At 54.4% G+C, this 26,497-nt stretch carries 22 protein-coding genes and 2 tRNA genes; 6 read left to right on the top strand and 18 right to left on the bottom strand.

Annotated elements, in window-relative coordinates; genetic code table 11:
- Positions 1 to 126 precede the first annotated feature (126 nt).
- From ACR6JA_RS03700 to ACR6JA_RS03670, 7 genes are all read right to left on the bottom strand, one after another.
- Positions 127 to 1,671, bottom strand: coding sequence for a methyl-accepting chemotaxis protein (locus tag ACR6JA_RS03700; protein ID WP_494492899.1), 1,545 nt, complete (start codon positions 1,669 to 1,671; stop codon positions 127 to 129).
- Between the two features lie 385 nt (positions 1,672 to 2,056).
- On the bottom strand, positions 2,057 to 3,001 hold the full coding sequence (gene cbl, locus ACR6JA_RS03695; RefSeq protein WP_008458004.1) for an HTH-type transcriptional regulator Cbl: 945 nt from the start codon (positions 2,999 to 3,001) through the stop codon (positions 2,057 to 2,059).
- 106 nt (positions 3,002 to 3,107) lie between these two features.
- Positions 3,108 to 4,025, bottom strand: coding sequence for a nitrogen assimilation transcriptional regulator NAC (nac, locus tag ACR6JA_RS03690; protein ID WP_008458002.1), 918 nt, complete (start codon positions 4,023 to 4,025; stop codon positions 3,108 to 3,110).
- Between the two features lie 251 nt (positions 4,026 to 4,276).
- Positions 4,277 to 4,780 carry a protein disulfide oxidoreductase gene (locus ACR6JA_RS03685; protein WP_213716386.1) on the bottom strand — a complete coding sequence of 168 codons (504 nt, stop codon included), beginning with the start codon at positions 4,778 to 4,780 and terminating at the stop codon, positions 4,277 to 4,279.
- On the bottom strand, positions 4,770 to 5,399 hold the full coding sequence (locus tag ACR6JA_RS03680; RefSeq protein WP_494492898.1) for a DsbA family protein: 630 nt from the start codon (positions 5,397 to 5,399) through the stop codon (positions 4,770 to 4,772). Before ACR6JA_RS03680 ends, ACR6JA_RS03685 begins: the two co-directional genes overlap by 11 nt.
- The gene (locus ACR6JA_RS03675; RefSeq protein ID WP_494492897.1) at positions 5,396 to 7,282 is read right to left on the bottom strand and encodes a protein-disulfide reductase DsbD family protein; all 1,887 of its coding nucleotides are present in this window, start codon (positions 7,280 to 7,282) and stop codon (positions 5,396 to 5,398) included. The genes ACR6JA_RS03680 and ACR6JA_RS03675 overlap by 4 nt, the downstream gene beginning before the upstream one ends.
- A 48-nt stretch (positions 7,283 to 7,330) precedes the next feature.
- Positions 7,331 to 7,696, bottom strand: a complete 366-nt coding sequence (locus ACR6JA_RS03670) for a hypothetical protein (protein WP_034808929.1) — start codon at positions 7,694 to 7,696, stop codon at positions 7,331 to 7,333.
- 191 nt (positions 7,697 to 7,887) lie between these two features.
- On the opposite strand from ACR6JA_RS03670, the gene ACR6JA_RS03665 reads away from it, so the two are divergent.
- Positions 7,888 to 7,963: transfer RNA gene (locus ACR6JA_RS03665), tRNA-Asn, on the top strand.
- Positions 7,964 to 8,521: 558 nt separating this feature from the next.
- Entirely contained in the window at positions 8,522 to 9,157 is a 636-nt protein-coding gene (locus ACR6JA_RS03660) for an acyl-homoserine-lactone synthase (RefSeq protein ID WP_213716389.1), read from the top strand.
- Between the two features lie 9 nt (positions 9,158 to 9,166).
- Here ACR6JA_RS03660 and ACR6JA_RS03655 read toward each other — a convergent pair whose 3' ends face one another.
- The 4 genes from ACR6JA_RS03655 to ACR6JA_RS03640 form a co-directional block, all read right to left on the bottom strand.
- On the bottom strand, positions 9,167 to 9,871 hold the full coding sequence (locus tag ACR6JA_RS03655) for a helix-turn-helix transcriptional regulator (protein ID WP_166872747.1): 705 nt from the start codon (positions 9,869 to 9,871) through the stop codon (positions 9,167 to 9,169).
- Positions 9,872 to 10,022: 151 nt separating this feature from the next.
- Positions 10,023 to 10,676 carry an oxygen-insensitive NAD(P)H nitroreductase gene (nfsB, locus tag ACR6JA_RS03650; RefSeq protein WP_494492896.1) on the bottom strand — a complete coding sequence of 218 codons (654 nt, stop codon included), beginning with the start codon at positions 10,674 to 10,676 and terminating at the stop codon, positions 10,023 to 10,025.
- Positions 10,677 to 10,744: 68 nt separating this feature from the next.
- A complete protein-coding gene (locus ACR6JA_RS03645) occupies positions 10,745 to 11,050 on the bottom strand; it encodes a putative quinol monooxygenase (RefSeq protein WP_213716391.1) in 306 nt (101 codons plus the stop codon).
- A 1-nt stretch (position 11,051) separates the two neighbouring features.
- Entirely contained in the window at positions 11,052 to 12,059 is a 1,008-nt protein-coding gene (locus ACR6JA_RS03640) for a zinc-binding alcohol dehydrogenase family protein (protein ID WP_494492895.1), read from the bottom strand.
- 111 nt (positions 12,060 to 12,170) lie between these two features.
- On the opposite strand from ACR6JA_RS03640, the gene ACR6JA_RS03635 reads away from it, so the two are divergent.
- On the top strand, positions 12,171 to 13,091 hold the full coding sequence (locus ACR6JA_RS03635) for a LysR family transcriptional regulator (protein WP_213716393.1): 921 nt from the start codon (positions 12,171 to 12,173) through the stop codon (positions 13,089 to 13,091).
- Here ACR6JA_RS03635 and ACR6JA_RS03630 read toward each other — a convergent pair.
- The gene (locus tag ACR6JA_RS03630; protein ID WP_494492894.1) at positions 13,088 to 14,725 is read right to left on the bottom strand and encodes a methyl-accepting chemotaxis protein; all 1,638 of its coding nucleotides are present in this window, start codon (positions 14,723 to 14,725) and stop codon (positions 13,088 to 13,090) included. The genes ACR6JA_RS03635 and ACR6JA_RS03630 overlap by 4 nt on opposite strands.
- A gap of 200 nt (positions 14,726 to 14,925) precedes the next feature.
- Here ACR6JA_RS03630 and ACR6JA_RS03625 point away from each other — a divergent pair, with 200 nt between their 5' ends.
- From ACR6JA_RS03625 to ACR6JA_RS03615, 3 genes are all read left to right on the top strand, one after another.
- Positions 14,926 to 16,380 (top strand): AMP nucleosidase, encoded by a 1,455-nt coding sequence (locus ACR6JA_RS03625; RefSeq protein WP_039294982.1) that lies wholly within the window; start codon positions 14,926 to 14,928, stop codon positions 16,378 to 16,380.
- A gap of 21 nt (positions 16,381 to 16,401) precedes the next feature.
- A complete protein-coding gene (locus tag ACR6JA_RS03620) occupies positions 16,402 to 18,183 on the top strand; it encodes an aminopeptidase P family protein (protein ID WP_494492893.1) in 1,782 nt (593 codons plus the stop codon).
- 128 nt (positions 18,184 to 18,311) lie between these two features.
- Positions 18,312 to 18,387 (top strand) — tRNA-Asn (locus tag ACR6JA_RS03615).
- 89 nt (positions 18,388 to 18,476) lie between these two features.
- On the opposite strand, the gene ACR6JA_RS03610 is transcribed toward ACR6JA_RS03615, so the two are convergent.
- From ACR6JA_RS03610 to ACR6JA_RS03585, 6 genes are all read right to left on the bottom strand, one after another.
- Positions 18,477 to 19,406, bottom strand: a complete 930-nt coding sequence (locus ACR6JA_RS03610; protein WP_286175126.1) for an HNH endonuclease — start codon at positions 19,404 to 19,406, stop codon at positions 18,477 to 18,479.
- The gene (locus tag ACR6JA_RS03605; protein ID WP_494492892.1) at positions 19,403 to 21,712 is read right to left on the bottom strand and encodes an AAA family ATPase; all 2,310 of its coding nucleotides are present in this window, start codon (positions 21,710 to 21,712) and stop codon (positions 19,403 to 19,405) included. Before ACR6JA_RS03605 ends, ACR6JA_RS03610 begins: the two co-directional genes overlap by 4 nt.
- On the bottom strand, positions 21,699 to 22,925 hold the full coding sequence (locus ACR6JA_RS03600) for a T6SS phospholipase effector Tle1-like catalytic domain-containing protein (protein ID WP_494492891.1): 1,227 nt from the start codon (positions 22,923 to 22,925) through the stop codon (positions 21,699 to 21,701). The genes ACR6JA_RS03605 and ACR6JA_RS03600 overlap by 14 nt, the downstream gene beginning before the upstream one ends.
- A gap of 357 nt (positions 22,926 to 23,282) precedes the next feature.
- A complete protein-coding gene (locus tag ACR6JA_RS03595; protein WP_008454957.1) occupies positions 23,283 to 24,671 on the bottom strand; it encodes an APC family permease in 1,389 nt (462 codons plus the stop codon).
- Positions 24,661 to 24,864 (bottom strand): hypothetical protein, encoded by a 204-nt coding sequence (locus tag ACR6JA_RS03590; protein WP_157141374.1) that lies wholly within the window; start codon positions 24,862 to 24,864, stop codon positions 24,661 to 24,663. Before ACR6JA_RS03590 ends, ACR6JA_RS03595 begins: the two co-directional genes overlap by 11 nt.
- Positions 24,865 to 25,049: 185 nt before the next feature.
- Positions 25,050 to 26,468 (bottom strand): glutamine synthetase family protein, encoded by a 1,419-nt coding sequence (locus ACR6JA_RS03585; RefSeq protein WP_061278439.1) that lies wholly within the window; start codon positions 26,466 to 26,468, stop codon positions 25,050 to 25,052.
- Positions 26,469 to 26,497 lie beyond the last annotated feature (29 nt).

The raw sequence follows: 26,497 nt of genomic DNA, 5'->3' as shown, positions 1-26,497 counted from the left end.
ACTGCGCAGCCATTATTGATATGTTATAACATAACAACAATAAGCGACATTGTCATGCCGGAGATAAAAACCGTGCGTAGAAATGAAAAAAGCCAGCTAACGCTGGCTTTGAGAAGGAAAGCTGAATTACTGCAGGCGGAACACCCGGACCAGGTCACGCAGCTGCTTCGCCTGGTCATTCAGAGATGCCGCGGCGGCAACCGACTCTTCCACCAGCGCGGAGTTTTGCTGGGTGGTGGAATCAATCATGCCAATGGCGCTGTTGATCTGGGAAATGCCGTCGGTTTGCTCCTGGCTGGCCTGCTTGATCTCCCCGAGGATGGTGTTCATTTCCTGCACGTTTTCGATCATACCGGCAATCTGGGCATTCGCTTTTTCCACCAGCCCCATGCCCTCGCGAGTCTGGGTGGTTGAGTTCTCAATCAGGCTTCTGATCTCGCTCGCAGATGAAGCACTTTTTTGCGCCAGCTGGCGAACTTCCCCGGCAACCACGGCAAAACCACGGCCATGCTCCCCGGCACGAGCCGCTTCCACCGCCGCATTCAGCGCCAGAATGTTAGTCTGGAACGCGATGGAGTCGATGAGGTTAATGATGTCCGACATACGGTTGGAGGTTTCATTAATCACGCGCATTTTGCTGGTGACCTGAGACATCATCTGGCCGTTGTTTTTCACCACCGTTGCGGCTTCGGAAGAAAGCTTGGTTGCCTCGTTGGTGTGGTCAAAGGTGTTTTTCACCGTGGAGGTGATCTGCTCCATGGAAGCCGCCGTTTCCTCTACGGAGCTGGCCTGCTCTTCGGTGCGAGCCGCAAGATCCTGGTTCCCGGCGACAATTTGCGCGGCGGCAGAAGAGATAGTTTCCGATCCCTGCTGAACCTGATGGACAATCTCTTGCAGGCGGACTTTCATGCTCATCAGCGCCTGCAGCAGTTCGCCTGTTTCATCTTTATGGGTAACCGTGATGCTGCCCGTAAGGTCGCCTTCAGCAATCGCCCCGGCAAATTCAACGGCGCGAACCAGCGGACGAGTAATGGAACGCACCACAAACATACCGATGAGGCTGCCCAGCGCGATACTCAGCAAAGTCAGAAGCACAGTGACCAGCCGGTTAGAACGATAATCCTTGTCTACCTGTTGCCCCGCAGAAGTCATTTTTTGGTTCTGGATGGCAATAAGTTCCTGCACTTTGTCTTTGTATTTTTCCTGCACCTGAATGGTGGTAGCCATCATTTCCTGCAGGGCGGCGGCGCGATCGTTATGCTGCACCGCCTGTAAAATACGGAAACGTGAATCCAGATACTCTTTACGAATATCGGCCAGTTCTCTCAGCGCTTTTTGTGAAGCGGCGTCGGTACTGGATTTGTTCAGGTCCGCCAGCAACGCGGTAATATGAGCGCTGATCTCCGTAAGGTGTTTTTCTGATTTCTGGCGAAATGTACCCGCTTCATCCAGCAGCATCAGCTGCTGTGTATTCACAAACTCCTGGAAACTCTCAATCAGATCGTTGGCTTTAACGGTTGTCGGGTAATCATTATTAACAATCGTTTGAATGCCGGTATTTGCCCGGCTCAGGCTAAGCAAAGAAAGCCCTGAGCTGAAGATCATCAGCACAATAAAAATAGCAATAATCAGCGTTAACTTGCTGCGAATTTTTACATCATGTAGTGACATTTTTTCTCCCTTGAGAACCGTATTTTTATGAATGCACAAAATCCTCTGCGGCCAAAACAGCAGAAAATAAATAGCACAAAGGGATGGAAGCACCTCGTACAGGCTTATCGGATATATTCAGATTAACTTTATGAATTTGATCGGTTTTTTCTTATGGTCAGGCCAGACAGATAGCTGAAAGCTATTAATTGAATCTCGATTGATCGATGATTTGCGATAGGGAACGTTTTTTTAATCTATTTTGCTAAGAGCAATGCTCTCCCCCACACTATTTTTTAAAATACAGCAAGCGCGTGGCAAATATAAATTCACCACGCGCCGGTTTATTTAATTATTTAATATTTCATTAACAATTCTGAATTACCCTTTTCAGGGCAGGGAAATATCAGATTTGATAATCGATGGCGGGTTCTTCTGGCTCCAGCGCCAGGCGCTTAATTTCCTCGACCGACAGCTCAGGGTTGCACAGCTCAATAAAGCGCCAGACATAGTTCCGCTGCAGTTGCCCACGGCGGATCCCGAGCCAGACGGTGTTCGCGTCAAACAGGTGGCGAGTGTCCAGCCGTACCAGGCTCCCTTCTTCCCCACTGGCCTGGTCGGCCACCAGCCCAATACCCAGGCCGAGTTCAACGTAGGTTTTTACCACGTCGGAATCCTGCGCGCTAAGCACAACATCAGCCGTCAAACCACGCCGGGCAAACGCCTCGTCTATACGAGAACGCCCGGTGATACCCTGCCGGTAAGTGATCAGCGGCCAGCGACTGATATCGTCCAGCGTGAGCGGGCTGGTATGAATTAACGGATGTCCCTGCGGAACCAGCAAACTGTGATACCAGCGGAACCACGGGTAGGCCACCACCAGAGGATCGGTGCTCAGACGTTCGCTGGCGATGCCAATATCCGCCGCGCCGCTGTGCAGCAGCGATTCGATTTCCTGCGGCGTGCCCTGAATCAGCTCGAGGCGAACTTCAGGGAATAAGGCACGGAAGGCTTTGATCACCACCGGCAGGCTATAGCGAGCCTGAGTGTGGGTGGTGGCGATAGTCAGGACACCGCTGGTGTCGTTGGTGAAAAGATCGGCCAGGCGACGCACGTTGCTGGCTTCGTTGAGAATACGTTCGGCAATCACCAACAGGGCTTTACCCGGTTCGGTCATACCTAATAACCGTTTGCCACGGCGAATGAATATTTCAATCCCCAGCTCTTCTTCCAGCTCGCGAATATGGCGACTGACGCCAGACTGAGAGGTGAAAAGCATATTGGCGACTTCGGTGAGATTGTAGTCCCGTCGCGCCGCCTCGCGGATTATTTTTAGTTGCTGGAAATTCACATCGCCCCCGGGATCGTGACTGTTCTTTACACCATTGTTAAAGTCACAGCCCCGGCGGGACAAATAATAAAAACCAGCAACCTATTCCATTTAGTAATAAGCAGAGTTAGCCCACCAGCATCAGTTCGCGATTTTCCAGCGCCGGACGGGTGACCAGAGACATAAGAATTTCTTTTACCGCCTGGGCCTGAGGCGAAAGCGGTAAACGTGCGGACAGGTTCAGCGACAGCGGTAAATTTAACGACGGGCTGGTAATGCGTGCCATCCAGCCACCGGCTGAATCGGCAAGTGAACGCGCGGCGGATTCCGGCAGCACGGTCACGCCCATACCGCTGGCAATAGCCGCAGTTAAGGTCGAAATAGATTCGATCTCGCCGATAATTTTTGCCGTCAGGCGGCGCAGAGAGAAAGCCTCATCCACGCGCTTGCGAACCGCGCTGTAGTCTCGGGGCAGGAAAAGATTCATGGCGGCAACGTCCGACAAATCAACGCTGTTACCCGGGCAGTCACGGGTGCCCACGAGGAACAAATCCTCTTTGAGCAGCGGCTGGCTGGTCAGCCCCGCCGTTGGCGTGCGGTCATACAGCACGGCCATATCAAGCTGCCCGCTGAGCAGTTTGTCATTCAGCTGTGAACCGCTATTCTCATGCAAATACACCTGCACATCCGGCAATTCGGCACGCACGGCCTGCAGCAGCGGCATGGTAATAGAGGACGCCGCCATCCCCGGCGCAAGACCAATCGAGACGAGGCCTTGCATAGTCTGGCCCACGTTATTCACCGCCAGCTGAGCCTGCTCACACTGGCGCAGGATCGTCCGCGCGTGGGCATACAAAATCTTCCCGGCTTCCGTCGGGGTGACGCCGCGTTTGGTGCGGATCAACAGCTGCTGATCCAGCTCCCCTTCCAGAGTGGCAACCTGCTGGCTGAGCGCCGGCTGTGCGATGTGCAGTACTTCTGCGGCCTGGGTCAGGCTGCCAATATCAACAATTTTTACGAAGTACTTCAGTCGTCTTAAATTCATTTTGCCCCCTATTACGGAATGCCAGTGCCAGTCATGGCAGTGATGTCGTAAAAGGTTTTGCAATATGCTTGCCACATTTTTCGTTTACGGCGCAAACGAGATAACAGGCTGGATAATAAGAGAAACTGATAAAGCACCCTCGAGGATTAACGAAACAGGAGGCTTGCTTATGCCCCATAAGAGGTACAAATGCACCGCGATGGTGCATTTCAGGAAAAAACTGCGTGCCGGTGATAAGCCGGCACGATGAATCACACGCCGGCCCACCACAGGCGAATTTTCATTCCCCAGTAGCTCGTCCAGCCGCTGGTAGTGGACACGACCTGGCCTTTATCGACGATGACGAATGTCGGCGTGACGCCAATTTGCCAGCTGCGGGAAATGGCGCCATCGGCATCATTGACCACCGGAAACTGGACGCCTTTACGCGCCAGCCAGCGGGAAACCTCGCTTTCAGTACCTGAGCGAAGCGCAATGGTTATCACGTTCTGCCCTTCAGCCTGCAGCTTCGCCACGTCCGGCGTGGTAAAACGGCAAACTGCGCACCAGCTGGCCCAGAAATAGACCAGCAGCGGGCGTTCCGCGCTCAGCGCGCCGAGCGTGACATCCTGCCCATCCAGCGTGTGCAGCGGCGTGGCATCAAAAGCCACTGGGGACTGGGGCGCACGCCACCAGTCCATCACCAGCATCACCCCCGCCAGCAAAATCAGCAGAATTAAACCTTCCCGCAGCCAGCGCCGCAGCTTACTTGCCATGGGCAGCCGCCAGTTTTTCTTTTACTACCTCTTCCAGCGTTTCCCACGGAACCGCCCCTGGGATCATTTCATCGCCAATAATGGTGGCTGGTGTGCCCTGCACGCCCACGATACGCGCTAACTGAAGGTTGGTACTTAAGGTTTCCATGCTTTTTTCATCCGGGGTGACCGGCGTTGCTCCGCTCTTTTCAACCGCAGCCGCAATGCTCGCCGCATCGTGATAGCCCTTCTTCTGCATCAGTTTTTCATGCAGCGCCAGGAACTGTTCTGGATGCTGGCGCCAGGTCGTCAGGACAGTACGCGCCGACAGCACGGAACTTTCCCCTTTAAACGGCAGCGGCTTCACGATCACCGCCACATCCGGGTATTTCTCCACAATTTTTTCCAGCATCGGATCGAGCTGTTTGCAGTACGGGCAGTTGTAATCGGTGAAGTTCACGAGGGTTAACACGGGCTTTTTAGCACCAAATCGCGGACTGGCCGGATCGTTAAACAGCGCCTGTTCAATCAGCACTTCCAGCTGCTTTTGTTGATCGGCGGAAAACGGCGCGGGGGCTTCTTTTGCCGCCAGCGCAAGGCCGGAGAACAGCGAGAGGATTAAAATAAAAGCGTATTTCATGGTTTCGCTCCTTTGGCATCATTCAGGGTTGTCAGCACCGAATCGCGGGAGAGCAGCGTCGGCAGCACTTTGCCTTCCGGCAGGCCTGGACCATAAATTTGGTTGAACGGCACGGCAACCTGGCCGCGGCTTCTCAAAAAGTCAGTGATTTGCTGGGACGGCAGCGTCCAGTCGCCGCGCAGGGCAACCACATCCGGTGCCTGCAGTGCAGCCTGCACGTCCTCTTTGCTAAGCACGTTGTATTTGTTGGCTTTACAGGTAATGCACCAGTCAGCGGTGACATCAATAAAAACGCGCTTATGCTGCGCCAGCGCGTCCTGAATTGCCCGCTCGCTGAGCGGCTGCCAGGCGATATTTTCCTGCGCTGGCTTGCTAGCCGAAACACCTAAATGCACCAGCAGCAGGCTTGCCAGCCAAATCGCCGAGCCTAACATCAGCAGGCCAAGCACACGGCGCAGCCAGGTCATCCACTTGCCCGGGCGGGGCAAACGCATTGCCAGACCGGGACGGAGCGCTATCAGCAGCCACGGCAGACTCATCCCCAGCCCTAAGGCCAGGAACAGCCCCCACAGCACCGGATAAGAAGCCGTGAGCGCCACCGCCACCGCCGTGCCGAGGAAAGGCGCGCTACACGGCGTCGCCAGCAGCGTGGCGAAAGCGCCCTGCCAGAAATGTCCGGCCATGCCATTGCCGCCCTGCGTTGCCAGCCGGGTATTCATATTGGAAGAGAGCCTGAATTCAAACAGGCCGAACAGGTTAGCGCTGAACACCAGCATCACCAGCGCCATAAAGCCGATGAACCACGGGTTCTGGAACTGAATGCCCCAGCCCAGCGCCTGGTTGGTCAGTCGCAGGACGGTCATCAGCAGCGCCAGCGCCATAAATGAAGCGATGATCCCCGCCACCGAGGCTAAAAACTGGCGGCGCACCAGGCCCCGGTCTTTCTGCTGCACCAGCAGAATAGAGCCCAGCTTCATGCCCAGTACAGGGAGTACGCACGGCATCAGGTTAAGGATTAGGCCGCCCACCAGCGCCATCAGCACGACCTGCCAAAGCGGGAAGGCATCATTTCCCCCTGCCGCGGCGGGTGCTGAACCAATGGTGAGCGTGTTTTGCTGAGCAATGCCGTTGTCGGCCAGCACCAGGGTGACTGATTTCCCTCGCAAATCTGGCGCACCTTCTCCCCAACTGTCGCTGACCGGTACGGTGGCCTGCAGCGAGTCGCCGTCGATGCGGAACGCAGGCTTGCCAAGATCGGCCTCTTCCGGCGGGTCAAGATAAAGGCCCGGACTTGTCCAGCCTCCGGCACGCACGGCATTAATTACCAGGCTTCCCGGGCGATAATCGGCTTTGAGTGAGTCGGTCAATCCGCTTTCAACCGGCACCTGCCCCATCGCCTGAGCGAAATCATGGGCAAACTGAGCATCTGCCGTGGAAGGCGTGACGCTAAAGGAATAATCGGTCAGCAGGCAGACGTTGCTGCAGGTAGAAAGCGTCAGCACGCCGCGGATAGTCGCCGGCACCGGGCCGTGAAACACCATCGGAATGGTGACCCGATCGTGGTAGCCCTGGGTCGTGATCCCGGCGACGTCAAAACGCGCAGGCGTCGGCCAGAACCACTCTACTTTGGGCATATCACCCTGCCAGGCAATAGCTGGCGCAACGCCGCCTTCCCCTGGGGATCGCCAGTAGGTTTTCCATCCTTTTTCGAGCTTCACGTCCAGTAAAAGACGCGTTTCGTTACTGTCCGAGGTATCTGCGCGCAGCCTGACGCTGGCGTGATCGTTATCCGGCGATTGCAGCCAGCCTGACTCTGCTGCCCAGGACACGGGCAACCAAAGCATGAGCAGGCACAGCAGCGCCTGCCTGAAGCGAATAAACATGTTTTTTCTCCATAAATGATTAACTAACTGTCGGAAACAGCCGGTCTGTCATTCACGGAAGACGCAGAAACGAAGATGTACCCTGAGGGTGGGAGGTGAAGTCGCTCTTGGCGCTGAAAACGGCATTCGCGTGGAACGCACGGGCGCCAGTAAGGAAAGCAGCAGGCAAAGTGCGAACAACGCCCCATCAAACAAGACTGGCGGCACGCTCAATAATGATTTAGCGCTAAGTTCGCACGGCGTGACCGGCGAGTCAGCGTCAGCCTGCGGGTTATCCGCCTGGGCAGCAACGGCGCTGGCCGCGGTTTCCATCTGCAACGCGTGCAGGCCCGCCATGCGCTGCGCGGTACAAACCAGTACCACAACACATGCCAGGCAAAGAAACCAAATCCCTATACGCCGCTGTTTTACCATCAGGTCCTCACTGTTTAACCCGGCTTATCTTAGCGGCTGGCGAAAGATTGGCAATCTTTGTGCTGTAAAGTTATGTCTGAGCCTGTTTTCTGGCAATTCTTGCTTGTTTTATCGGCAAACGATACAAAAGACGCTTTGGAGGCTTTGACAAGGCCGTGTGGCCTCGCTAATATGCGGCCCGTTCACACGATTCCTCTGTAGTTCAGTCGGTAGAACGGCGGACTGTTAATCCGTATGTCACTGGTTCGAGTCCAGTCAGAGGAGCCATATTTAAGAAGCCCGCTTAAGGAAACTTAAGCGGGCTTTTTGCTTTTGATTTTTCACAAAGTTTCCTTTCCTTCACAAATTTCATTTTTCCTCTGCATCAGCCGTTCACTTTTTTAATTAGTCGGCTACTATTCAGTTATACCGTACGCTTTTCACGCAACCCTGCCCCGCCGCGTTATAAAATATTTTCCCCACATGCAGGTCGTTATGTTAGTAAATTTTTGCGGAGAATTGCAGTATATTGCAGCAAACTGCATTGAACGAGCAGGCTTCTTAAGAGATATAAAAGAAAAGCCCCCGCAAATGCAGGGGCTTAATTTTCTTTATTTTTATTTTTTGTAATGTAAAATTACAAGTGCTTACAATCTTGTGCATCGGGAAATCGGTGTACTAGATAATAATCTGTGAACATTTCCCTTGGTGTTGCTCAGGTCTTTGACCGCCTGACCCGCTTGCGTGTTGGCGCGGCCGGTCAGGATTTTTTTAAGTTTAGAGAAGGCCTTAGGCAAAAAAAAGCTGTCTTTAAGTACAGGGGACCTCCACATACAGGGATACGCGATGTGTTCTGCAATTGAATTTTTTATAAGTAATCATAATGATTTACACCCCGGTCTCGCCCGGGAATTGTATGCGTTACGCAAAAAAACATTTCACGAACGGCTCGAATGGAAAGTGGAATGTGAAGATAATCAGGAAAGAGATCAATTCGATAACGCAAATACAACTTATTTAATGGGCATGTTGGAAGGTAAATTATTTTGCGGCGCACGCTTTATTGATGCCAAACATCCGACAATGACAGATGAAATATTTTATCAATATTTTAATAACATTAGTTTACCAAAAGATATTCCATGCTGTGAAATCACCCGATTATTCCTCGACAAAGATCGTCGTGACGAAGGTAATTTACGTACCCTACCCGCCAGTAAAGCATTATTTCTGGCGATGATTATGTATTGCATGAAAAATGGCTATCCCGGTATGCACGCGGTGACAAGTCGGGGGATGTACGCCATTTTCCGTCAGGCCAACTGGAAAGTTGATGTGCTGCAGAAGGGGCTCTCAGAAAAGGACGAAGCGGTTTATTATATTTACATGCCTGCTAATCAACAGGTTATAGAAGATATTATTAATAAAGATAAAAACAGCGCATGGCTGCGTGAGACGCTCACCCAGCTCAATAACCTGTAACCTCGTCGGTCAGGCACCCAGATCCAACAGCCTGAGTTCGATACTTAGTTTAACCGCGTGACGAGCATTGTTAACGCCAAGCTTTTTCATGGCATTGCCCATATGGAATTTCACCGTGCGCTCGGTAATGGACAAGATAGTCGCAATCTCGGCATAGGTTTTTCCGGTATAGACCCATTGCAAAATTTGCTGCTCACGCGGTGACAAGAAAACATTCTTTTTCTGCCGAATATCGCTGTATAAATTCAGCATTTTTTGGTGCAGCTTGATAAAGAAAGCTATCGCCGCCTCACGGTTTTCAGTGAGGTTAACATCTGAAGGCTGATGGCTAATCAGCGAAAGCACCGCAAGATTGTTCACATAGTCGTGGAGCGGATAAGTATGCCCTTGCACAATATTGTGCTGTGAACCTTCATCAAAAATACGCTTCAGCGTATACCCGGAAGAGACCATCATCCCGCTGTCCCATGAAAAATCCTCCAGGCTGCTGAGAGACCGGACAATCACTGGGTCAATAAATTGATATTTATTCTCGAGATAAATGTTAAACCATTGCGGATTGTTATTAATAATACGCATTTGGGAAGGGTCTTTCTTATTCATCACAGCATACGCGTAGGTCGTATGTTTGTAATCCAGAATAAATTCATCAAGTTCGCGCTGAATTAATGAATTTACTTTGCTGTCATTATAATACGTGTCCTTCACAACCATCGCCGTCCGTAGAATTAAGAGAGCAAAGTATAGATCATTTCCCTTCGCTTGCCACACCTCAATGCCACCGATTTGATGAATAAACGCAGGAATGGCCTAATATCCATTCCTGCGTCAGCCAAGAAAAGTTAAATCAAGTTATTATCACACCTTAGATTTCGGTCAGGATCTGACTGAAATCGAGGCGCGACTTTGGCAGCCCAGCGTTAAAGTCCTCCACGCTGCGGTAGCCCAGCGCCACCATCACCACGCTGGTCAGGCCCTTCTCGCGCAGGCCAAACTCCGCGTCCAGCGCAGCAGCATCAAAGCCTTCAATCGGCACGGCGTCAATGTTCAGGGTGGAAACGCCCAGCAGCAGCGTGCCGAGGTTGAGATAAACCTGCTTCTCCATCCAGTGCTGCGCATCTTTCAGGTCAAAACGGTGTTTATTGGCATAGAAAGAACGGCCTTTGTGCTGCCCTTCTTTGGCCTGTTCGGTATCAAAGCGCCCATCTGCCTGCTCTTTCTGCAGCAATGTTTGCAGGTGTGCATCGTCATAAACCGTTTTGGCACAGAACACAACGACATGTGAAGCATTCAACACTTTAGGCTCGTTTGCTGCGTAAGGCCCGGTCGTCGCTTTCGCAATACGCGCTTTGCCTTCATCACTGCTTGCCAGCAAGAAATGCCACGGCTGTGAATTTGTGCTCGACGGGCTCAGGCGCAGCAGATTTTTGATTTTATCCACGTCTTCGGCAGCAATTTTTTTAGTCGCATCAAAAGCTTTCGTGGCATAACGCCGGGAGGCAGCATCAACAATGTTCATTATTTTTCCTGAATGAGTCGTTGTGTTTTTGTTTTGCAGCGGCCAACCTGGCCGCCGCGCGTAAAGCGTTAAACGGTAACTTCGTCCAGCGGTACCAGCTTCAGTGGTTCCGCCAGCAGCGCATCCATTTGTTTCACAAAGGCCTGGAAGTGAGGCAGAGAATTGTGCAGGTCGAGCGCCTGCTGCCCCCGCCACGACTCACGAACGTAAAAGGTATCCGGCTCTTGTTGAAGCTGGAACAGCGTGTAGTCGAGGCAGCCTGGTTCAAGGCGGCTCGGCGCGACCAGCGCTTTCAGCGCGGCTTTAAGGTTCTCCTGCTGGCCGGCTTTCGCCTTCAGCATGGCAATAATCGTCAGGGTTTCTGTCGCTGCCATATCAGAATCCCTCCAGCACAATTTTGCCTACCGCGCGCCCGGTTTCCAGCAGCAGATGGGCGCGGCGAAGGTTGCCTGCGTTAATTGTGCCATAGTGTTCGCTGAGCGTAGTTCTTAACACGCCCTGGTCGATAAGCGTGGCCACGCGCGTCAGCAGATTATGCTGCTCAATAATATCGCTGGTGACGAACATCGAACGGGTGAACATAAACTCCCAGTGCAGCGAAATACTTTTGGCCTTCAAGGCGCGAACGTCCAGCGCTGTCGGATCATCAATCAGCGCAAATTTCCCCTGCGGGATGAGCGCCTCAATCAGCTGGGCATAATGTTGTTCGGTATTGGTCAGGCTGGCAACGTGCGTAACGTGCTTCACGCCAATACGCTGTAATTCTTCCGTCAGAGGTTGGCTGTGGTCGATAACGTGGTGGGCGCCGAGTTCGCTCACCCACTTTTGGCTTTCCGGGCGAGAGGCGGTGCCAATCACGGTGGCTTTTGTCAGCCTGCGGGCAAGCTGGGTCAGAATTGAGCCCACACCGCCTGCCGCGCCCACAATCAACAGCACGTCATCTTCACTGCCGTTTTCCTGAATACCCAGGCGGTCGAAAAGCATTTCCCACGCGGTAATTGCCGTCAGCGGTAATGCGGCAGCAGCGGCATTTTCCACGGACTGAGGCTTAAGTGCCGCAATGCGTTCGTCCACCAGCTGAAACTCACTGTTGCTGCCCGGGCGAGTCAGCGACCCGGCGTACCACACGGCATCGCCAGGCTTGAACAGCGTGACGGCTTCACCCACTTCCACAACGGTACCCACGGCGTCCCAGCCCAGTACGCGAGGTGTTTCGCTACTAAAGCCACTGCGAACTTTGGTATCAACGGGGTTCACGGAAATGGCGTTCACCGCCACCAGAATATCGTGCCCCTGAGCAACGGGCTTCGGCAGCGTGATGTCCTGCAGCGCATCAATATTGCTGCCGTCTTTTGCGGCGCGTGTAATAGCAATAGCTTTCATAGCAGCTCCAATAAGGTAATGGGTTCATCAATTGAGTAAAATCATGGTACAAGGAGCGCGGCAGGTGAAAAACCGGCGTCAGGAAACAACACTTATACTCGGAGAGTGAAAATGCTCAGGCTGGAAGACCTTGCGCTGTTTGTCAGGGCGGCGGCGTTAAACAGTTTTAGCGATACCGCCAGGGAAGCCGGGCTGCAGCCAGCCCAGGTCAGCACTGCCATTAAGCGCCTGGAGCAGAACCTCAATATTCGCCTGTTCGCCCGCTCAACGCGCAGCCTGCGCCTGACGCCCGAAGGTGAAGCCTGGCTGCCTTACGCCCAGCAGGTGCTGCAGACGCTGGATGCCGGGTATGAACAGATCCAGCCCCCCAGCGACGAAGTACGCGGCACGCTGCAAATCGCCGTCCCTTCGGATCTTGGGCGCAATCTCCTGCTTGATGTTTTTCAGCAATTTCGCAGCACTTACCCGGCGCTAAGCCTGAAACTTCTGTTTTCCGATCGAATCACCGACGTGTTTAAAGATCCGGTGGATGTGGCTTTTCGCTACGGCAATAACGATGATGCGTCTTACATCGCCCTGCCGGTCGCGCCAGAAAACCGCCGCGTGCTGGTTGCATCTCCCGCCTATCTGGCACGCCATGGCGAACCCCAAACCCTTGCCGACCTGGCCCAACACAATGCGCTGACGTTTGTGCTTCGCGGGCGGGTGCACAATAGCTGGTCGTTCAGCCTGCGCGGCAAAACGCAGCAGGTGGCGGTGAAAGGTTCAATGATGAGCGATGATGCGGAAGTCATTCACCGGCTGGCGGTAAAAGGGGAAGGTATTACCTACAAATCCTGGCTGGATGTCAGCGACGATGTGCAGGCAGGCCGTTTAAAGCTGCTGCTGCCGCAGTATGAAGGGGACAGCATTCCGCTGAATCTGATTTGCCCACACCGTAAGCAACTGTCGACCACGGTGCGGCTGCTGCACGAAGCGGTCAAGGCGCGCTGCGAAAACGCGATGCGCACCCTGCCCGCTATCGAAACTTAAAACGTGACCCAGTCATCACCTGCCGTGGTGGCCGAGGCGGCTTTTGTCTGAGGTTTGACCTTCGTTTCCACCACGGCTTGTTCTTCACGCCCGGACAGGCGGAAACGCGCCACTGCTTTTTGTAGCATTTCGGTCTGGCCTTCGAGCGCCGCCGCTGCAGCGGAGATCTGCTCCACCAGCGCGGCGTTTTGCTGAGTCACACTGTCCATTTCGCTGACCGCCACGCTCACCTGAGAAATACCTTTGCTTTGCTCATCCGTCGCCGAGGCAATTTGCTTCATGATTTGCGTCGTGTCGGATACGGCCTTCAGCACTTCTTTCATGGTGTTGCCAGCCTCGTTCACCAGCGCCGCGCCGCTGTTCACCCGATTCACTGAGTCGGCAATCAGCGTTTCAATCTCTTTCGCAGCGCCCGCGCTGCGGCTGGCCAGGTTGCGCACTTCCCCCGCTACCACCGCAAAACCTCTGCCCTGTTCGCCAGCGCGCGCGGCCTCAACGGCAGCATTTAGCGCCAGAATGTTGGTCTGGAAGGCAATGCTGTTGATGACGCTGGTGATCTCGCTAATTTTGCGGGAGCTGTCGGAGATCCCTTCCATCGTGATAACCACGTCGCCCACCAGCTTGCCGCTGCGGCTGGCGGTTTGGGAGGCTTTTTCCGCAATGCTGCTGGCCTGGCGGGCATTCTCGGCGTTGAATTTAACCGTGGCCGTGAGCTGCTCCATGCTGGCGGCGGTTTCTTCCAGCGCGGCAGCCTGTTCTTCGGTGCGAGAAGAGAGATCGTTATTGCCGGAAGAGATCTCCGCCGAGCCACGATAAATGTTCTCCGTGCCGCTGCGAATCGCGCTCACCGCATCGCGCAGGCTGCCCTGCATCTCGGCCAGCAGTGGGAACAGTTTGCCGACGCAGTTCCGCCCAAAGTCCTCCACCGGGTGGCTGAGATCGCCTTTCGCAATAACCGAGAAATGATCCCGAATTCGGTCCAGAGGCTTCACCAGCAGGTTCACCAGATAACGATCGGTAAACAGCAGGATCAGTAGCCCAATCACAATCGCCACCAATACAGTGACTTTCATCAGGCGAGTCAGCGAGTCCACGGCAACCCGAGTCCGATCCAGACGTTCTTCTGCCACGGCGGTAAACTTGCTGCTGCTGGCTCCGAAGGCACGGCTGAGCGGCGGCGTGACCTGGGTGGCCTGCTGGCGATAATCCGCCGCGCTTCCCTGCTGAGCAAGCTGCATCTGCACCGCCACGCCGTTATCTAAAAGCTGCTGCCATTTTTCGATAACGTCGGCGGAAACGGCCGGATCCATTGGCCCAGGCGAAACGCTTTTCAGGCGCTCAAGCTCGCTTTTCATGTTATCCAGCGCTTCCTGCACGGGCTTAAAATCGGTAGCTTCCCCCGCCGCCTTCGCTTCCATCACCCGCGAAAGACGGGTAATAAAGCGAAAATACTGGTCGTTGCCTTTGCTGAGTATCGTCATTTGCGACACCAACTGATGGTCAACGGCGTTACCGTCCCCCAGTTTCGCCAGCGAATAAACGGTAAACACGCCCACGGCTGACCACAGCAGGCAAAACAGCCCCAGCACAGTGAGCAGCACCCGGCGTACGGTAAAATTCTTTAACATTCCCATGTTGTTCCCCTCATCGTTATTGTCGTTATCCCATCAAGCTCGGGTATCACAGGGGTTATCGGCAATCTTTGCGCGGGTATTCATTTATTTGTGATGAATTTTTTATGAGGCTCGCATCTCGCCCTGTCTTCCACTTCCGTTCTGCTCACGGCATGACATACTGAGACACTAACCCGGCGAGAACCGGTAAAGGAGAATCAATGAATAATAACGTTGTATGCCAGGGGCTGACGCCTGCTGAAGCCCTGGACAAGCTGGAAGCGCTGTACGAAAACTCGGTAACCGCCCTTCGCGATGCGATTGCCCTCTACACTCAACATGGCACGCTGCCGGACGTAGACGCGCGTTCCGACGGGCTGTTTGTCTACCCCGAACTGCGGGTGAGCTGGGACGGCGTTCCCCGTGGCCCGAAAAACACCCGCTCCTATGCCCGCTTTACCCACTCCGGCAGCTACACCACCACGGTGACCCGTCCCGCGCTGTTTAAGAGCTACCTGCACGAACAGTTGAGCCTGCTGAGCGAAGACTACGGCGTACACATTGAAGTTGGCCCTTCTCAGCACGAGATCCCTTACCCATACGTGATTGACGGCCTGAACCTCGACCGCACGATGAGTGCCGGGCTGACGCGCCATTTCCCGACCACCGAGCTGTCGCAAATTGGCGATGAAACCGCCGACGGCCTGTTCCACCCGACGGAAGCCTGGCCGCTGTCGCACTTTGACGCCCGCCGCGTGGATTTCTCGCTGGCTCGCCTGCGCCACTACACCGGCACGCCGGTGGAACACTTCCAGCCCTTCGTCCTGTTCACCAACTACACGCGCTATGTGGACGAGTTTGTTCGCTGGGGCTGCCAGCAAATCCTTGACCCGGACAGCCCGTATATCGCCCTGTCCTGCGCCGGAGGCACCTGGCTGACCGCCGAAACCGAAGCCCCGGAAGAAGCGATTTCCGACCTGGCGTGGAAGAAACACCAGATGCCCGCCTGGCACCTGATCGATAAAAACGGCAGCGGCATTACGCTGATTAACATTGGCGTCGGCCCTTCCAACGCCAAAACCATCTGCGACCACCTCGCAGTACTACGCCCGGATGCCTGGCTGATGATTGGCCACTGCGGCGGCCTGCGTGAAAGCCAGCAAATTGGCGACTATGTGCTGGCCCACGCCTACCTGCGCGATGATCACGTGCTGGATGCGGTGCTACCGCCGGATATTCCTATCCCAAGTATCGCCGAGGTGCAGCGTGCCCTTTATGACGCCACCAAACAAGTGAGCGGCATGCCGGGCGAAGAAGTGAAACAGCGCCTGCGTACCGGCACGGTAGTCACCACCGATGACCGCAACTGGGAGCTGCGCTATTCAGCTTCTGCGCTGCGCTTTAACCTCAGCCGCGCGGTGGCTATCGACATGGAAAGTGCGACGATTGCTGCCCAGGGTTATCGCTTCCGTGTGCCGTACGGCACGCTGCTGTGCGTATCAGACAAACCGCTGCACGGCGAAATCAAGCTGCCGGGGCAGGCTAACCGTTTCTATGAAGGGGCGATTTCCGAGCACCTGCAGATTGGCATTCGCGCCATTGATTTGCTGCGCGCCGAAGGTGAAAAGCTGCACTCACGCAAGCTGCGTACCTTCAATGAGCCGCCGTTCCGTTAACAACAATAATTAGGAAGCTGGATGCAACACACTTCATCACTCGGCGCACTTCGTGTGCTGCTCAGGGAGCGCGAACTGGATGGGATCATCGTGCCACGTGCCGACGCCCATCAGAGCGAATACTGTGCGCCTCATGACAATAAACTCGAGTTCATCAGTGGCTTTACCGGTTCCGCCGGGCTGGCGCTAGTGCTTGCCGACCGCGCCCTGCTGTTTGTGGACGGGCGCTATCAGGTTCAGGCTCGCCATCAGGTGAACCTGGCAGAGTTCGAGATTCATCATCTGCACGACGAGCCGCTGCACCTTTGGCTCCGCGATAATCTTCCGGCAGGCAAACGCATTGCCTTCGAACCGCTGCTGATGGTCAACAGCCAGTACGAAAGCCTGCGCACCAGCGGCTGCGATCTGGTGGCGGTGGATGACGATCCGCTCGATGCTATCTGGCCTGACCGCCCGGCGGCACCCTGCGGGGAAATCATCGCCATGCCGGACGAAATCAGTGGTGAAAGCGCTGCGTCAAAGCGTGAGCGGATCGCCCAAGGGCTGAGCACAACTGGGGCGGATTATCTGGCGCTGACGCAGCCGGACAACATCTCCTGGCTGCTGAACGTGCGTGGTGCCGATATTCCGATGAGCCCGGTGCCGCACTCCTTCGCGCTATTGAGCGCTGACGGTGACATCGAATGGTTTGTAGCGGAAGACAAACTGCGGAAACTGGATAAAGCCTGGCTCAACGGCATCACGCTCCGCCCGATGAGTGAATTCCTTGCCCGTTGCCAGCAAGTAGCGACAGGGAAACGCATCCTGATCGACGCGGACTCAGCGCCGGTCGCTGTGCGCTTTGCCGTGGAGCAAGGCGGGGGCAGCGTGCTGTGGGCACCGGACCCTGTCACGCTAATCAAAGCCAATAAAAACGACACCGAGCTGGCGGGCTACCGCGACAGCCACATCGAAGACGGAGTGGCCTGGGTGAATTTCCTTGCCTGGCTGACCCGGGAAGTGCCGCGCCGCGAAGCCGCAGGCAATCCAGTCACCGAGCTGGAAGCCCAGGAAAAACAGCTGAGCTTCCGCCAACAAGGCTCCACCTTTACCGAGCAAAGCTTCAGCACCATTTCCGCAGCAGGCAGCAACGCCGCGATGTGCCACTACCACTCTTCGCCGGAAACGAATTTCGCCCTTACCGCCGCGCAGTTCTACCTCAATGATTCCGGCGGGCAGTATATCAACGGCACGACGGACGCCACCCGTACGCTCAGCTTTGGCGAGCTGGACTCAACCCGCCGCCTGCACTATACCGCCGTGCTGAAAGGCTTCCTGGCGCTGATCTCGCTGCAGTTCCCGCAGGGGGCTCAGGGCCACCAGCTCGATGCCTTTGCCCGCCGCCCGCTCTGGGAGCTGGGGCTGGATTACGACCACGGTACCGGGCACGGCGTCGGCCACCGGCTGATGATCCACGAAAACCCGCATCGCATGGCGAAGAAGGTGAACCCGTGGCCGATGCTGCCGGGCAATATCATCACTATAGAGCCAGGTTATTACCAGGCGGACAGCCACGGGATCCGCATCGAAAACCAGGTCGAGGTGATTGCCTCCCGGCCTGGCTTCTGCAAGTTCTCGTCGCTGACGCTGATCCCTATCGATCTGTCCGCCGTTGACGTTGATTTGCTCAGCCCGCAGGACATCGCCTGGCTTGACGACTACCACCAGCAGGTGCGGGAAACGCTCTCCCCGTGGGTGAACGAAGAGACTCGTCAGTGGCTTGAGGCCGCCACGCTGCCGGTCAGTCAACAGCGCAAGCAGTAACCGTTTAAGGCCGCGTTTGCGGCCTTTTTCATTGATTTGCTGGATTAATCGGCAGTTGAACGCATTTCACCAAAACAGCCTTTGACAACCCGGACTCACGCCGTTAGTATTCGCCCCGTTCACACGATTCCTCTGTAGTTCAGTCGGTAGAACGGCGGACTGTTAATCCGTATGTCACTGGTTCGAGTCCAGTCAGAGGAGCCATATTTAAGAAGCCTGCCTAGGAAACTAAGCGGGCTTTTTTGCTTTTTTATTATCCGCAGAATGCTATCCCGACTGCACGGTCTGACATGTTATTCGCGCCCAGCTATCTTCGCTTTAAACTCGCTCACCCAAGTTTTGGCCATGACCGAATAGGGTTGATCCGCTGCGGTCATTTGCTTCATCTCCTCGCCCGTCCATGTCATAAGCAGTTCCAGTTTGCGAGTAATGCTTTCCTTAATTTCATCAGAAATCGGAGTAGCTTCAATCTCCTCGACAAGCTCCCCGAGAGAAATCAGCATTTCACCTAAAAAGACCAGCCTACGCAGATAACGCGTCCTGTCCTGCACAAGGCCAAGACGATTAAGACCGTAGATATGAATTGAGGCGGCACCACGTTCGATTGAACCCTCTCCTACAGGGATAGCCAGACTCACCGGTGGATTACCTACGCTGACAAAGCGTATATGTTCGTCGGGGTTATCAAAATAAGGATTGAGCAATAATGGCAACTCAGTCGCATAGTTTTTATTTTCTGGCAAAAGTCTCGCCCCGCCGGAGACAACTGGAAAACTGTCCTTCTTACCTGACGAATGACGTGATTGCCTCTGGCGGGCAAGGAGTACGCTCAGCTCTGTCGACCCATCAACAAGCTGCTGTTTGCGCTTGCGGTTACAGTCAATGCAGCTTGGCAGAAGATTATCCCAGTCCATTGCCAGCCACCAGTACCCCGGATGAGTGGCATCTTCGCTAACGGCACTTTTGGGGCGATAATGCTCAATATCTACCGGTGCCGAGGCAGAAAAGAAACTCTCACAATAGGCGCATTTATAATGAAAGAGCGCGTTGAGCCGCCATTTCACCTCGTCGGCTTTATAGGTGACAAAGTCAAAGCTCTCTTTTTTTCCTGGCTTCTTATAATGAGCCCTCGAACGTTCCAGCTCTGTGGTCCCGTCTCTACTCTTAGCGTCCAGGGCTGCGGGGGCTAACATCTGTTCTCGTGTGCGAATGACCTTTCTCATTGCAGCACCTGCTTCAAAATATCAACAATCTTGTCTCTTGTGCGTTCCCGCAACACCGTCTGCAGCTGCGGAGTCTCACGATGTCGCTCCTGCAAATACTTCGCCACAGCTTCCTGCACCAGACGATGTGCTTCCGATGTCCCCACGGGCATGGCAGAAGCAATATCTGTTTCAAATGCGCTAAGCGCTTGCTTCTCCGGGTCATTCAGTGAGGAACCTTGCTGCACCTTTGCCAGCAGATCTGCTACATGAGCTATCTGCTGGTTTATTTTCGGTTCAACGGTGGAATAGAGCTGGAAAAAATCGGCCGTAAGAAGCTGATCGACACGCAGAGTATCGATATCGGGTAAATCCGTTAACATCTGAACTGTCGTAGGTAATTGATTATCCTGAGGTGAAAAATCATTCACTCTTTTTTGCAGGACAACCACTTCACCCTTACTCATACCCCGCAGGCAAAGCGGATCGTGCGTCGTGGCAATAAAAGTCATGTTTGGCAGCGCCCGGCGCAACCCCTTCATTATTTGCATTTTCCAGCGGGGATGAAGATGCGCCTCAACTTCGTCAATCAACACCACGCCCGTCGCGCTATCAAGCGCTTTGAAGTTGGGGTTATATTCTGAATTCATCAACCCGGCCATAATGTCGCAAACCATCGCCAGTACGGAACGAAATCCCGATGAAACAATATTCAGCGGAGTGCGGATTTTAACTGGCTTACCGACATGTTGGGCCATCTGGGTAACGATATAGCAGACCTCCGCATCGCGTTCTACCACGTCAAAATCACCTTCTATTGCCAGCACATCTCGTAACGCACGGATCACTATATCGAAGGTCTTTTTTTCAAGCCCGAGCAGCCAGGTCTGCGGGTTGCCAAGCAGGTTACCATCAAAAAGATTTCTCACCGGGTGATCGACGGTATAGCGTCGCCGCTTATGCTGATAATGCCGAAAAGCGCCATAGGCAAAGACTGGCCCAACACTGAAGCCAGGCTCCGATAAAATCTCATAGCTGCCCTTTTTGAGCGTCATGTTGAGGAGCTGCTGCTCTGAACTACGAATACTCACATGAGCAATATCAGAATCTTGCCCCGGCCCTCCTCCCATGAACTGCGGATTCAGCACATAGCTACGCCAGTAAAGAGAGAGTTTTTTTCTTGCCACTTCTGTCGTCAACGCCAACGCAATCCCCTCAAGGATTGAGCTTTTCCCGGTGGCGTTTTCGCCAAGAATCAGCACTGCAGACGCCATCGGCGAACCATCGTCGTCTGTCGCAGCGGGCGGGATAGCTAGCGTTATTTTTTGTAGCGATTTGAAATTTTCAAAAGCGACCTCGTTTATGCGTGCATGTTTTGCCTCATGGATATCCTCCTCACTGAATTCGCCATACGGCAAGGGCTCTTCACGCTGGCTCTCCCTTACCGCGTCATTAAACCATTCCAGCCCTCGCGACTCTTTAAGCAGAGGTAAAAACAGGCGGCTAATTCTGGTGGGGGAAAGGATCGGTTTTGGGCCTTTGCGCGTACCAATTTTTTCCGCCAGCCGCCGCAATAACAAATACCAGCTGCCACCAAATTCAAGCGTTGAAAAGTTGAAGAGCTCTTTAAGCCCAGCGGACGACGAAGACTCAATTGCGTGGGTAATACCTGTAAGATACTGGTTAAAACAAATTTCCCTCTGTTTAATCAGCTTCCTTCGATTGAGGCCAAAAGTGTAGATAGTTTCGTCTCCAGCTTCAGAAAGGGCAATGAGTCTGCCTCCCGTTTCCACCGAAAAATGCGTGTAAAAGTTCTGCCGTTTACAGGGATCTAATACCAGCGTTTTCTCTTCAGGCGGCCAGCTCGGCCAGAGACCCGTGCCGCTTTTCAGATATTGCAGATACATCTCGTGGGAAGGGATCGGCGCTCTCGCCCCCTGCACCGGGAAATAGTTACGTCCATGCACGTTACACTCGGCACAAGTCAGATAGATATTCTGCCACGCGTTTGCCAGCCAGGAATAATAAATATGACTATCTACCAGCTCGTCGTCGGAATCAACGCCGTTCACGGGGCGGAAATAGTGTATTTGTGGCCTTGATGCTCGGGATTCACAAAACGCGCAGCGTCCACGAAAAAGTGTTAACAGTGCAGGCAGCATACTGGCATAACGGTCAGACGGAGCACCGCTTTGTGGGACGCGAGTTTGTGCTCGTCTATCGGGATCAAGCTGCAAAAAACGCCACAGCGCCTCCCCGTTACTAAAAAGCTTATCGCCCCGCAATGCCTCAGGGGGAGGAACTAGCTTTCTGTCAATGAATTGCATCGGTGCTCTCCTCGCACTGCGGATCGGATCCATCTTCATCGGTAAATCGATAAGAATCTTTAAGGTTTATCGGGCGGTAATCTGGATCCTTCTCCATCCTATCCCGAACCGAAGCATGTATCAGCGAATCCGGCGGAATGACGCGCGGCTCGCCAAGCGGCAGGTAATACCCCAGAAAAGTGGGACCCGAAGTATTCCACTCTCGCCAGCGTTTATTTTTGGGAATGTACTCAAGGAGCCACCACAGTCCTTTCAGGGAGCGATGGAGCATCCCGGTCGCATTAGGGGGAACGTAAAATTCATGACCACCGTGCAGCTCTCCACCGTGGCTAATGACCTCACAGAGCTCTTCGTTATAGGTCAGCCCGGCCTTTTTCGCCTCTGCCAGCATCCAGATGAGCGGAAATTTGGAAAGTCCGCTTTCACTTTCAGGATATCCGCCGCCGACATCAGCATGAACACCAGCGAACCAGACCTGCAGAATATCTTGAGCAATTTCCCTCCTACTCGAGAAAGGATGAGGCCGGTATGATTGCGGATCTATCCAGCGGTTGAGGCGGAACATACGACGCCGCTCATCGATGGAAATGGCCTGTCGGAAACACTTCACCGCCGGATTTGTTCGTGTGAAGCGAAGCGTTTGTATTCCCGGCAGCAGGCGATCGCGGCGAGGAACTATTACGGAAGAGACCGTATCCCATACGCCGATAAATTCGATTCTGGCGAGTTGGCCCCCCGCAATACGACCAAAAAGCCAGGCATCCTGCAGGTCATTACCAGGCTTCTGAGCCGCATGGTCGTCGCTGGCTTTTTTGTAGGCCGTCAGGCCGTATTCGGCCAGGTTACGCTGTTCTGGCGGAATAATACCGATAGTATTCACTAACGCGGCCAAAACTCTCACCGTATAAGCACCGCGACTGAATCCAAACAAATATATTTTGTCCCCTTTGTGCCAGTTCTGGCACAAAAAATCGTAGGCCTTGAGTACGTCGTTATCCAGACCGTACCCGGCCCCCAGGCCCAGTAGCATCCGACACTGCTGTTTAAACCGTTGCCAGGGATTATCCAGCCCAACCGTGCCCACGCCTGGCGTATAGAAAACCTGTTGCTCTGTATTTTTGTCCAGAATACGAAAAAACTTAAGAACGTTAGACATTGTCCGGTTTAATTCATTCCCGGTTCCATCGCAGCAAATAACAATTCGTTTGACCATTTTATCTCCCCTCACACGATCTGAAAAAAGTAGCACGTAAAACAGAGAGGTACGTTACACCGCACACAGAATTGAAATAAATAATTTATTATCTCTCTGACCGATAAATTAATTTATTGGTATTTTCAGCGTTGACTTTCGCCATAGTGAAGAAGCAAACAATGCTAATTGTTCGCTGATAGAAACAGCAACGTGATGTTATTTATTGCAGGGAAATAATTAAGACAGCAATTATTTATCCGTCCGTACCGGCCCACTCTCTTTACCAATAAGGATATATCCAAAGAGGGTGAGCATAATATAGAGAAAAGCCCGCCTGAATTCAGCGGGCTTCTTCTTCTCTAACGCAACCTTCCCTCACTCCCAGGCACGTTCGGCCTTAGTGGCGTCAAACACCGGCGGTGGCCTGCGGAAGCGCCGGGTGAGGAAGGCCAGATACAGAATACCGACCGCCGCCCACACCAGTCCAAGCGTCAGGGACGTGACTTCCAGGTTCACCCACAGCACCGCCACCGTCGCCGCACCAATCAGCGGCAAAATGAGGTAGTGCAGTTTCTCGCGCCAGGTTTTGTTGCGGCCTTCGCGACGCCAGAAGTGGTTAAACACCGACAGATTCACGAAGGTAAAGGCCACCAGCGCGCCAAAGTTGATCAGCGCCGTCGCCGTCACCAGGTCAAAGAACAGCGCGGACAGGGCCACGATACCGACCATGATCACGTTCAGCGCCGGGGTGCGCCATTTCGGGTGCACGTAGCCGAAGTATTTTTCCGGGAATACGTTGTCGCGCCCCATCACATAAAGCAGACGGGAAACGCTGGCGTGGGAGGCCAGCCCGGATGCCAAAGTGTTAACGAAGGTGGTGCAGAGGAAAATCGACTGGAACAGCTTGCCGCCAACGTACAGCGCAATCTCCGGCAGCGCTGCGTCCGGGTTTTTAAAGCGACTGATGTCCGGGAAAAACAGCTGCATAAAGAACGAGGCAACGATAAAGATAATGCCGCCGTAGGCCGCAGTCAGGAAAATAGCTTTCGGGATAGTGCGCGCCGCATCAGGCGTTTCCTCCGACAGCGTGGTCACCGCATCGAAGCCGAGGAACGAGAAGCAGACTATCGTCGCGCCGGTAATCACCGGGATCAGGTGCGCATTTTCGCTGATAAACGGCTGCAGCGACCAGACGGTGCCCACGCCTTCGCCTTTGTGCAGCCCCTGCACCACCAAAATGATAAACACCACCATAATGGCGATTTGGACCAGCACAAACAGGGTGTTGAAGTTCGCCACCAGATTGACGCTCTTCAGGTTGGCCGCCGTCAGGATGCAGACAAAACCTACCACCCAAATCCACGGCGGGACTTCCGGGAACAGTGCCGAAAGGTAGATCTTTGCCAGCAGGACGTTAATCATTGGCAGGAACAGATAATCCAGCAGCGATGACCAGCCCACCATAAAGCCTACGTGCGGGCTAATGGCCTTTTGGGCGTAGGTATAAGCTGACCCGGCCTGTGGGAACTGGCGCACCAGTTTGCCGTAGCTGATGGCGGTAAACAGCACGCCCGCCAGTGCAAGCAGGTAGGATGCCGGGACGTGGCCGTCGCTAATGCCGGACACAATCCCGAAGGTATCGAACACCGACATCGGCGTGAGATAGGCCAGGCCCATCACCACCACCTGCCAGAGTTTCAGAGATTTACGCAGCTGCGGTTTTCCCGCCTGCGAAACAATATCTGCGGAAGAGTTAGTCGCCATGACGATGTCCCCCCACGCGAATACAGGTTTGCGAAACGTTGTTCGTTCGGGCAAACCTGCTTAGCCTGGGGGTTAATCGTAACTGTCGGGGAACGGCAATGGGGTTCACGCAGGCCACTGGCCCGTCGTTGTCGATACGGCAGCAGCGTTCGCCCTCGCCGTGCGGATATTTAAACATTTGCATCTGCATCATTTCATTTCCTCGTCGTACACATTGTCGTTAACTGAAGACCCGTTGCCGCCCGCGCTCCATTACGCGACTTCGGGAAATGGCAGGTTGCCCTGCAAAACGTCCGGCCTGGCTCCGCTCAGTCCGTATGATGCTACTTATTTATTCGCGTGCCCGGCCACGTAAGCTCTGCCGGGCAGGCGCCACACTCAGGCGTTTTTCAACATCCACTCAATTTCAGTTTCTGTGATTAAACGCTCAAACTGCACCAGCTCATCGTGCTTGCACGCATGGAAAACGTGGCTGAAACGCTCGCCCAGCAGGTCGCGCAGATGATCGTTCTGGGTGAACTCCCACAGCGCGTCGCTCTGGCGGATCGGGAACGGCAGTCCTTCCTGCTCCAGCCCGTTGCCTTCTACCTCTTCCTGCAGCGGCAGATCGTTATCCAGCCCATGTAAAATCCCGGCCAGAATAGTCGCCATCACCAGATACGGGTTGGCATCCGCCCCCGCCACGCGATACTCCACGCGATGGTTGTCTCTGTCGCCACAAGGAATACGCAGCGCCACGGTGCGGTTGTTATGCCCCCACGACGCCTGAGTCGGGACGTACATCCCCGGCTGGAAACGGCGCCATGAATTTACGTTCGGGGCCAGCAGCGCCATAGAAGAAGGCATCAGGTGGATCATGCCCGCCAGCGCGCGCTTCAGCAGCGCTGAGTCTTCACCGTCGGCGTCCGCCAGCACGTTTTCACCTTTGTTATTCAGCACGCTGATGTGGATATGCATCCCGCTGCCCGCATGCTCTTCATAAGGCTTCGCCATAAAAGTGGCGTGCATCTTATGCTTCTCGGCGACAGTTCGCACCAGGCGTTTTAACGCCAGCGCATCATCGCAGGCATCCAGCACGTTATCGGTGTGGTGCAGGTTGATTTCGAACTGCCCCGGCGAGGCTTCCGCCACCGCGCCATCGGCGGGGATCAGCTGCAGGCGGGCCAGGTCGTCGATGTCGGTCAGCACGTCGGCGAAGTGGTTAAGGTTATCGACGGAGTAGACCTGGCTTTGGGTATTGCGATCGTCGGTGCCCGGCGCGCAGGGCGGCTGCAGGTAGCCTTCGGCGTCGCGCTGGCGGTCAATTAAATAGAACTCCAGCTCTACCGCTACCACGGGGAATAGACCACGCTGGCGCAGCTGCTGCCAGAGTCGGTTCAGCACGTTCCGCGGCTCAACGTCAAAGGGAGCGCCATCTTCATCCAGCATGGTCAGCATCATCTGGCCGATAAATTCCGGGTCAGCCGCCGAAGGGGTCAGCGTGCCCAGCACCGGCACGCAGCGACGGTCCGGCTCGCCCAGCTCCTGCCCCAGCCCGGCCTCTTCTACTACGTTCCCGAGAATATCCATGGCAAACACGGACGCTGGGAAGTAACAGCCCTTCTCTACCTTACGCAGCCCGGCCACCGGAATACGTTTCCCCCGGAAGCAGCCGTTCAGGTCAGTGAGCAGGACATCGACATATTGGGTATTGGGATAACGTTCAAGGAAGGTATTCACTTCGCGTGCAAACGCGCTACTTCGTCTCTCTTCGGAATGCTGAACAAAATTCTCAACTTCTACGATATTGGTTTCCATGATTCACCGCCGTTGCGTTGGATGCCGGT

The sequence above is a fragment of the Cedecea sp. B1(4) genome (assembly GCF_059414925.1).
The sequence above is the reverse complement of the archived record's forward strand: the minus strand, read 5'-3'. Positions and strand labels throughout refer to the sequence as shown.